At 44.4% G+C, this 8072-nt stretch carries 8 protein-coding genes; 7 read left to right on the top strand and 1 reads right to left on the bottom strand.

Going from position 1 to position 8072, the window contains the following annotated elements:
• The first annotated feature begins 275 nt into the window (after positions 1 to 275).
• The 6 genes from Q0991_RS20440 (at position 276) to Q0991_RS20465 (ending at position 5407) form a co-directional block, all read left to right on the top strand.
• Complete coding sequence (locus Q0991_RS20440) at positions 276 to 674, top strand: hypothetical protein (protein WP_299492011.1); 399 nt, start codon at positions 276 to 278, stop codon at positions 672 to 674.
• 438 nt (positions 675 to 1112) lie between these two features.
• On the top strand, positions 1113 to 1511 hold the full coding sequence (locus Q0991_RS20445; RefSeq protein WP_299492013.1) for a hypothetical protein: 399 nt from the start codon (positions 1113 to 1115) through the stop codon (positions 1509 to 1511).
• Positions 1512 to 1575: 64 nt separating this feature from the next.
• The gene (locus Q0991_RS20450) at positions 1576 to 2328 is read left to right on the top strand and encodes a hypothetical protein (RefSeq protein ID WP_299492015.1); all 753 of its coding nucleotides are present in this window, start codon (positions 1576 to 1578) and stop codon (positions 2326 to 2328) included.
• Between the two features lie 821 nt (positions 2329 to 3149).
• Complete coding sequence (locus tag Q0991_RS20455) at positions 3150 to 3440, top strand: hypothetical protein (protein WP_299492017.1); 291 nt, start codon at positions 3150 to 3152, stop codon at positions 3438 to 3440.
• Positions 3441 to 3881: 441 nt separating this feature from the next.
• Entirely contained in the window at positions 3882 to 4538 is a 657-nt protein-coding gene (locus tag Q0991_RS20460; protein ID WP_299492019.1) for an NAD(P)H-binding protein, read from the top strand.
• 107 nt (positions 4539 to 4645) lie between these two features.
• Positions 4646 to 5407 carry a glycoside hydrolase family protein gene (locus Q0991_RS20465; RefSeq protein WP_299492021.1) on the top strand — a complete coding sequence of 254 codons (762 nt, stop codon included), beginning with the start codon at positions 4646 to 4648 and terminating at the stop codon, positions 5405 to 5407.
• Here the strand turns inward: Q0991_RS20465 and Q0991_RS20470 are convergent.
• The gene (locus Q0991_RS20470; RefSeq protein ID WP_299492025.1) at positions 5356 to 5625 is read right to left on the bottom strand and encodes a YlxR family protein; all 270 of its coding nucleotides are present in this window, start codon (positions 5623 to 5625) and stop codon (positions 5356 to 5358) included. The two genes, Q0991_RS20465 and Q0991_RS20470, sit on opposite strands and share 52 nt — an antisense overlap.
• An 87-nt stretch (positions 5626 to 5712) precedes the next feature.
• Here Q0991_RS20470 and Q0991_RS20475 point away from each other — a divergent pair, with 87 nt between their 5' ends.
• Entirely contained in the window at positions 5713 to 7887 is a 2175-nt protein-coding gene (locus Q0991_RS20475; RefSeq protein ID WP_299492023.1) for a Tex family protein, read from the top strand.
• The last annotated feature ends 185 nt before the right edge of the window (positions 7888 to 8072 follow it).

Here is an 8072-nt window from a genome sequence, read left to right on the forward strand (position 1 = left end):
TGGATAGGGTAGTCGTTTCGGCCACCCTATTTTCTTTGAAATCACACTGCCCTATCTACTGCTGACTCTAGATTTGAAGTACCTTGTCATCCCCAAAGAAAGAAGTCATGAGTATTCTTTGTTGATTGACTTGTGTATCAAATATCTAAAGCGTTGTGATGGACTGCTTTTCAAGTGTTTGATTCAACCCAATCAGGAATGATTGCCTATTTTGTTGGTGTGCACCCCCGATTGCCTTAATCTCTAAAAATTTAGTCACTTCAGTGAGGTTTAATATGAAAGCTCAACGCCTTCTACCCCTTTGCTCTGCTCTTTTCTTAGGGCTAGCTGCTGCTCCTGCTTTTGCCGGGTCTTCTAGTGTTAGCAATAGCTGGAATATTCGCGATATCAAGGGTGGCTACTCTTCAACTTCCGTTAATGTCACTGACAACTACAGCTACTGGCGTGAAGCTGGGTCAGACGCTATCAAGAAAGAGCGAGGTGTCAATATTGTGAAGGACTACAACAAAGGCGGCCCTTCCCTTTATGAAAAAGATGTGTACAATATCACTGCTAAAAGCTGGACCTATGAGAAAGGTGATGGCCATTCAACAACTACCGTCAATGTTAATGAACACTATTACTTTGATGGCCTAGATAAGACTCACACTGTTACTTCTGGCTACAGCTTCTAGTCAAATACAACAAAACTGGTATTGCTTACGCCAGTATCGAAACAATCAGCAACATAACCTAAGTTTGGAATTAAGTTAAACCTTTATGCTTGTATAGTCTGAAACCTGCATTTTTCCATACAAGCATTGCAGAAACCAGCTGAACTCGAACTAAGGTCAAATATTCTGCGCATTCTTGTAGATTGACTGAAACAATACTTGGCTCATTACTTTGTAGACTGCCATCTATTGGCTGTTAAAGTTACACAGAGCTAGAGAAGTAAAGATAGAAAAGCAATCTTTCAAGACTTCTAGCTTGAACTTAGGTAACCCCATGTAGAGCAGTTCAATAGTCTCTGCATCCATTTTACTTGAGTAAAACTAATAACGACAGATGTGCTGATTGTACTGTTCTAAATTCTCATAACTGAACGTACAACTAATTTGAAGAGGAATAACATGAAAGCTCAACGAGTTCTACCTATTTGTTCTGCTTTATTTTTAAGCCTTGCTGCCATGCCTGCTTTCGCTGGGACTTCCAGTGTTAGCAATAGCTGGAATCTTCGAGACATTGAACATGGTCGTTCAAAGACAAAAGTCAACGTTAAGGACACATATAAGTACAAGCGTCATGCCGGCTCCCATGCTGTCAAGAATGAGTGGGGTTTCAACACTGTTACTGACAATCCTAAGGATGGTCCTTCTCTTTATGAATATGATTCTTATGACATCACCGCTTCTAGCTGGACTAAAGAGAGTGGCAGAGGTAAATCTGTCACTAAAGTTAATGTTTCAGAGTCCTATAAATTTGACGGCTTAGATAAGACTCATACAGTTACTTCTGGCTATAGCTTCTAGTCATCAAAACTACACATAGGGGTAGTAATTCACTACCCCTTTATTCAGATTAGGAGAAGTCAAGATGCGTAATTATATCCAACTGTTAACAACGTCTGTGGTTGGGCTGTTAGCGTTTTCGGCGAGTTCAGCAGTAGCCCAAACAACAAATAACATTACCGTCCCTAACAACGCTGAATCAACAGCTAATCCCGAAGTCAATCTCGATCAGCAGGGTTCATTAGTTAATACCCAGGTTAATCATACAACTCTAGGCAGAAGTGTTGTTGGTAAAGGAATTGCTGATTGTACGAGCAATGGCATTAGCCTCTCTGCCTATGGAAGTGGTGTTGGCCCATTTGACACTGGCACTATCGGCGGTGCAGTAACCTATACTCATTCCTTTGGGATGGAGACTTGTAAACAGTATGCTAAAAACCAGTTAGGGAAAGCAAAATTAGAAACTTGCTTACTCCTAATTAGTAACTACTCCAAAATGGTTAAGGCTGGCATAAACGTGAGCTATACCGCGTTAATGGAAGTTGCAAATATTGAATGTCCACCCGTAACTGTTCGCCAAGCAGTTATTCCTCAACGCTCTCCATCAGCATCGACTGAAGTTAAGGCTTCGCAAGCATTAGGACAACAGCAACAGCCGATCCTAGAAACGAAGGTTCGTCCGTATGGTCATGATCGTCAAAAGATAAATTCTTCAGCTCAGACAGAACTACGAACCCCAGAACCAAACTTGCAACCAGGATTACCCACCACTTCCTTAGTCACTCCAACTGTCCAAAAGCCAGAGTCGCAACGCTTAAGTGCAAAAGAGCTGCTTTGATGCTAGTTCTACTACGAATACTGTGTGTTACCTGCTTAATTACCTGATGGTTGAGTTATAAGGCCTTTAACGCAGGTATTTAAGAAATAATTTTTTGAGATAAAACGGATCAAAGCCACTGCTATCGTCCTAAAAAAGCGATGCCAAAGATGGATTGACGCAGTTCCAGATAGTTGGGTTCATTAGCACCATATCTCAAAAGTTCAAGGTTATATGCCTAAAACTAGTTAAAACAGCAGCACTATCCATCAAAACCTAAGCAGTTTTGCCAGGAATATAAAGAGAGCAATGATGAAATTAAAGACTATACTCGGTTGCAGTTTAGCTTACATAGCGTTCGGTATATTGCCTTGTTATGCACAGATGACCCACTCTATTACATTCGTAAATGGAACTACTGGTCGCCATATGCGGGAGATTAGTGGTCAAGATACCCAAGACGATCAGACTTTAGGTATTTCGCTGAGTACTAAGGAAGATAAGAGCGTTAGCCATTCTGCTTCGAATAGCAATGGCTTATCTCAAGAACAAGAGTATATCTACGTCAACTCGGCTAAGAGTCAGACCGTTGAAATAGGTCATTTGCATAGAAAAACCTATATAAAGCATTTCGAGGTTTATGACTATTCTGATAATTCAATACATCACACTGTAGACTTCGGATTTTAGACGTTATAGAGATGATTGTGCGATTGTGCATTATAGTCATTAATCTACTTGAATTTGCCACACAACATCTACCCAGGATCAATGTCTACCAGCTTTTTTAGATATTGTTTTTAAGACTTTCTATAGGGTAGTTTTTGCTAGGAGATGGAAATATGAAATCTGCAATATTTTTAACAACGGTCATAACAGGGCTTAGTATTTTTCCAGCAAAGGCTCAAACCCAATTTTTCTTTGGACCAACAACTGCACAAAATGCACCTATAATTGTCGTCTCACCTTTGTTCCAAGATTATCCCAATTATTACCCTGGCACTGGTTTTTACCAATATAGTCAATACTTTTTAAGTAGCGATCAGCATTTAGATTTCGGAAAATATGACTACCTACTTAGCGACGATTTAGTATATGACTTCCCAATAGTAGGTAACTTTAATTACAAATAATGCTTAAGCAACAAAACATCAATGCGGTGTATTAATAGAAGTACTGGTCCCTTAAGTGGATTTAAAGTTTCTTAGCTCTTATTTAGTATGCATTTGAAACTCCTGCCTCTATTTATTCTGAAGCACATAGGAAAATAGGGATTTGGACTTGTAGATCCTGCTAAGAGACCAGTGCCTCAATAACCTGGCAACATATCATTCTGTAGAGAGCCATTTGCTGATCATCGTTGAGTCTAATTAAGTGAATAGAGACTCTCAGTAGATCATAAAGATCAAAATCGTCAAAATACAGAAGTGTTTGCTGTTGCATGCCTGACGTTCTATAAGCATAGCAATGAAGTGTTGCAGTCGTTACACTGAATATGTGGGTTAGAACTCATAGAGTTGACTTCACTTTTGAGACGGTGTAAGGATCGTGTCGAAGCAAAAATTATAGATACTATGAAAGCATTTGTGGCTGGAGCAACAGGTCAAACAGGTCACCGCATTGTTTCCCAATTAGTTGAACGGGGAATTCCAGTGCGGGCACTAGTTCGGGATATTGACAGAGCTAAGTCTCTCTTGCCTGACACTGCTGAGTTAGTGGTGGGAGATGTGCTGGATGCGAGTTCGCTGGAACGTGCGATCTCAGATTGTACCGTCCTCCTTTGTGCCACCGGAGCAGCCCCCGGCTTTAACCCATTTGCACCGTTACAGATTGACTACCTAGGGACCAAGAACCTAGTAGACGTTGCCAAAACCAAAAACATTGAACATTTCGTGTTGGTTTCTTCCCTCTGTACATCCAAACTGCTGCATCCACTGAATCTATTTTTCTTGGTGCTGGTGTGGAAAAAACAGGCCGAACAATATCTCCAAAACAGTGGGCTCACCTACACCATTGTCCGTCCTGGTGGACTCAAGAATGAAGATAATGACAACTCCATCGTTATGTCGGCCCCCGATACCTTGTTTGAAGGCAGCATCCCTCGGACCAAAGTAGCAGAAGTTGGTATTGAAGCCCTAATGGCTCCTGCGTCTCACAATAAGATTGTTGAAATTGTGGCTCCGCCGGAAGCCTTGGCCCGCCCAATCCCTGACTTATTTGCTAGTGTTTAGATAAGTACATTGACTTAGTCCAACTTCCCATTGGGAATGATTCACATCTAAGCGATACTAACTCGATTCGTTCATCTAAGCTGATTGATCGCTTAGGGAGTTCATCCTTGACGTCTAGTACATCTCCAAAACAGGCTAAACCGATTCATCGCATGGCTTGGCGCATCGGTGTTTCATTGATCTTGCTGCTAGGCGTGGGGACCTTGTTTGTATTACCCAAGTTTGACCCCAAAAGCTTAACTTGGCCCACCACAGACCCCGGCAAAATCGCGCCCCTCGCCATGTCAGGGGGAAATCCCTATCTGCGCGCTTTAATGCGGACGATTTCTGCGAGTGAATCCAATGATGCCAGTCCCTATACCGTGCTTTACGGCGGTAGCCATGTGGACAACTTACAGGAACATCCTGACCGTTGCATTCCGATTCGGTGGGGACCGAACCAAGGGCTATGTACAACGGCGGCAGGGCGTTACCAATTTATCACCACGACTTGGCTAGAAACGGCTGAAAAATACCATCCAGCCCCCACCGGAGAATGGATGTGGCGGCGCTATAGTTTTGCCCCTGAATATCAGGATCGAGTCGTGCATGCCTGGTTAGACGACGTTAACTATTGGGGGACGGATATTCCTCAGCTTTTGGAAGAGGGGCAGTTACAAACCGTTCTAAAACGACTTTCAGGCACTTGGACCAGTTTAGGGTATGGGATTGAGAGCAATAAGGTAACCCCCCACCTAATGCATATCTATGAACGAATGCTAGCGGAAGAAATTGCGCTAGCCAACGGGGTGCCCACCCATTATCTGCCCGTTGCCCATCAGTCTGTAGAGATGCGTGAGGGGCTTTCTAACCGTTCCCACAAGGATTGATAAAGGCTATCGGGCACCTTGGCCCGAAGTACTTTTGCCAACCGATTTTTCTTTTGGGCAGCCTTGAGACAATTGGCCTGGGGACAGAGATAGGCAGACCGCCCCATCCCCTGATCGAGCTGAATGTGATGATCGGGATAGACCCGGACAATTCGCCAAAACTCCGATTTGGGGGCAACTTGGCGGCAGCTAATGCATCGACGATAGTTAGGCTGCATGGACCAGAGAAAAGTCATGAAAAGTAGCTATAGCTAGCTTACGTCTTAAACTATGGGGAGACCTAGGATTGGATTTTTTTCCTGCCCATGTTGAATATTGTTCAAACCCTTTCCCAAGAGCTATCAATTTCCGCTCAGCGGATTCAAAATGCCCTGGATTTGTTTGCTGAAGGGGCGACCATTCCTTTTGTGGCGCGATATCGGAAAGAGCGGACTGGGCAAATGGATGAGACCCAACTGCGGCAGCTTTCAGAACGATTTACCTACCTAACGGAACTGGAAGAACGTAAAGCAACCATTCTAGAATCCATTGCCCAACAGAATAAGCTAACGGATTCCCTAAAGGCCAAGATTGAAGCCTGCCTATTGAAAACAGAACTCGAAGATCTTTACTTACCCTATCGGCCCAAACGCCGAACCCGAGCCACCATTGCCAAAGAAAAGGGCTTAGAACCGTTCGTCCAATGGATTCAATCGCTCAATAAACCCATTGCAACATCCAATCAAACGTTAGCAACCGAAGCTGCCCGCTATATCAACAAAGAGGTTGCCACAGCAGAAGATGCGCTGCAAGGGGCCTCCGATATCTTAGCAGAAGGGATTGCCGATCAGGCTGAGATCCGCTCCCATCTCAAATATCGTTTTTCCCAAGCAGGCGAATTTATTTCTCAGGTGAAATCCAAATATCCAGAAGGGAGCACCAAGTTTGAGATGTATCGGAGCTATCAAGCCCGAGCGAAAAATATACCTGCCCATAATTTGTTAGCCCTCTATCGGGGGGAAGCCGAAGGCATTCTCAAAGTAGAGTTAGCGATTGATGAAGAACGCATCTTGGGCGAGATCGAAGAACGGGTGATTCGCGCCAAGATCAAAGCAGTGCGAGACTTTTACCAAGGGGTGGTGAAGGATGCCTATACTCGCCTCATTAAACCTTCAGTTGTGAAAGAAGTGCGGGCCTCTTGTAAAGCGGCAGCAGATCGCGAGTCGATTCAAACCTTCGCCACCAATTTACGGGAGCTATTGCTTTCTAGTCCGGCAGGCATGAAACCCACCTTGGGCATCGATCCGGGTTTTCGCACGGGCTGTAAAGTGGTGGCCCTAGACCATACGGGACAATTTCTGGAATATCAAGCCATTTTCCCCCACCAGGCAGCGGGGCAACGAGAACAAGCGGCTAAAACTATCACTCGTCTTATACAGACCTACAATATCGACCTGATTGCCATCGGCAATGGTACGGCAGGTCGAGAAACAGACGCGTTTGTGGCGGAAGTATTGAAGACTCTAGACCATAAGCCGATCAAGGTGATGGTGAATGAATCGGGCGCATCGATTTATTCGGCTAGCGAGATTGCTATTGCCGAATTTCCCGATTTAGACATTACTGTACGAGGAGCCATTAGCATTGCCCGTCGCCTGCAAGATCCCTTGGCAGAATTGGTGAAACTCGATCCCAAGTCCATTGGGGTGGGCCAATATCAGCATGATGTGGACCAAAAGCTACTGAAGCAGAAGCTAGAAGAGACGGTGGAAAGTTGCGTCAATTACGTGGGGGTTGATTTAAATACGGCCTCCAAGGAGCTGCTGACCTTTGTGTCGGGGATTACGGGTGCTATTGCCAACAATATCATCACCTATCGCAACCAAAATGGAGCCTTCAAAAACCGCAAACAGCTTTTAAATGTCGCCAAACTTGGCCCCAAAGCTTTTGAACAAGCCGCTGGGTTCTTAAGAATTCGCAGGGGTGACAATCCCCTAGACAATACTGCCGTCCATCCTGAAAGTTATGGTGTGGTCCAAACCATTAGTGCAGATCTAGATCTACCCCTTAGCCAAATCTCAGACATTCCAGCTCATCTCAGGCCGGGGGATCTCAAAACCTACGTAACGGACACCATTGGTGAACCCACGCTAAAAGACATCATGGCGGAGCTGGAAAAACCAGGCCGCGACCCTCGGGCTGAATTCAAATACGCCACTTTCAAAGAAGGTATTACTGAACTGACGGATCTTAAGCCGGAGATGGAACTGGAAGGGATTGTCACCAATGTCACTAACTTTGGGGCCTTTGTGGATGTTGGTGTCCATCAGGATGGCCTGGTCCATATTTCGCAGATGGCAGACCAGTTTGTAAAAGATCCCAAACAGATCGTCAAGGTAGGTCAAGTCGTTAAGGTGCGGGTTTTAGAAGTAAATCAAACACTCAAACGCATTGGTCTAACAATGCGATCAACTGTAACCCATCCAAAACCACGCAATTAGACCTTATGTTGTAACAAAAGCCTATCGGCCTTACGACATTAATGGACCTCAGGGCTCTAGGGAATGGAGGAGGCATAATCAACTATACAACTCATTTCGGGTTTTATTCCATGGGTCAAATTATCTGAAACCCTCTCACTGCATAGCCTTCCATCGACACAGATTAAAATGGCTCCAGCCTTTAG

The organism is Acaryochloris sp. IP29b_bin.137 (assembly GCF_028285745.1).
Lineage (GTDB): Bacteria > Cyanobacteriota > Cyanobacteriia > Thermosynechococcales > Thermosynechococcaceae > Acaryochloris.